Origin of the sequence: Haloferula chungangensis, assembly GCF_042664875.1 — a bacterium.
In the GTDB taxonomy this organism is placed as follows: domain Bacteria; phylum Verrucomicrobiota; class Verrucomicrobiia; order Verrucomicrobiales; family Akkermansiaceae; genus Haloferula; species Haloferula chungangensis.
The window spans coordinates 1-1,294 of the sequence record NZ_JBHTBS010000051.1; the positions used below are offsets into that span (position 1 = coordinate 1).

Here is a 1,294-nt window from a genome sequence, read left to right on the forward strand (position 1 = left end):
GATGACTGGCCCGGAGGACTCGACGAGCAGGAGTATTCGACGCTCAATCTGCTCGCCCAGTGCCGACAGGGCACGCTCGGCTTCAACCAGGTCAGCTGCCAGGACTGCCACCACAAGGAATGGTATGCGAGCTCCTGCGGCAACCGGCATTGCCCCAACTGCCTCGGCCCGCGCCAGGCCGAGTGGTCCAGCAAGCTCTGTGAGCGCCTGCCCGATTGCCCCCATTTCCACGTCGTCTTCACCGTGCCCGAGGAGATCCACGAGTTCTTCGAACTGAACTACCGGATCGCCGCCGACATCCTCTTTGCCGCAGCGGCAGAGATCCTCAAACTCTTCCAGAAGAACAATTGGAAGTTCGAAAGCGGCTTCCTCGCCGTACTCCACACCTGGGGCAGCGCGCTCAACTGGCATCCGCATCTCCACGTGCTGGTGTCCTCCGGCGGGCGGGATTGCAGCACCGGCAAATGGCGCCAAGCGCGACCCAACTATCTTTTCCCCGTGCGCAACATGTCGAAGGTATTCCGGGCGGTCTTCCTGCGCCGCCTCGAAGCCCTGGAAGCATCCCGGGAGGTCCGCTGGCCTGAGGCGCTCGACACGCTTGAAGCCCGCCGCGACTGGCGCGTGCGCCTCGCCGGGCGCAACTGGAACATCTTCAGCCGCGCCACGCTGGGCAACACCCGGGCGGTCGTGCGCTACCTCGCCCGCTACACCAGCCGCATTGCCATGAGCAACCAGCGCATCAAGAGCATCGACGAGCAGGAGCGCACCATCACTTTCGAGACCAAGGACTACAAAAACGACGGTCGCAAGCGGGACGTCACCTTGTCCGGCAAGGCCTTCATCCAGCGCTTCAGTCGCCACCTCGTGCCCAAGCGCTACCGCCGCCTGCGCAGCTTCGGCCTCTTGGTCGGCGCGCGCCACCGATACCGCGAAATCGAAGGCGCACCCCAGACATCCATCAACGAAAAAGCCCCCAGAAGCCTGGATCGGGCCTGCCCCAACTGCGAATCGAAGCAGCTTCGGTCGCGACGCCTCGGGAATCGCGCCGGCTTCGAGCTTCCGGCACTCGCGATCCTATTACAACTCGCTATCGGTGAGAAGCTTGCGAGCTATTCCCTAGGCCCTCCGGATAGCGGCTAATGGCCGAGTGATTCGGGCGCCCCAGACGTTCAACAAGAGCGATGCTGACCAACCCCTCGTGTTTAAGGCGATGCGGACTTGAAGAAGCCAGCGCGAGTTGCAAGGATTCAAGCGTCCGCCCTAACTAACCCGGGGTGGCAGATCTTAACGTTCT

The 1,294-nt window shown here is 62.9% G+C and carries 1 protein-coding gene; it reads left to right on the forward strand.

What is annotated here, in order from left to right; genetic code table 11:
- Positions 1-1,140: IS91 family transposase (locus tag ACFQY0_RS21120; protein WP_379717020.1), on the forward strand; the 1,140-nt coding region annotated here is incomplete at its 5' end.
- Between the last annotated feature and the right edge of the window lie 154 nt (positions 1,141-1,294).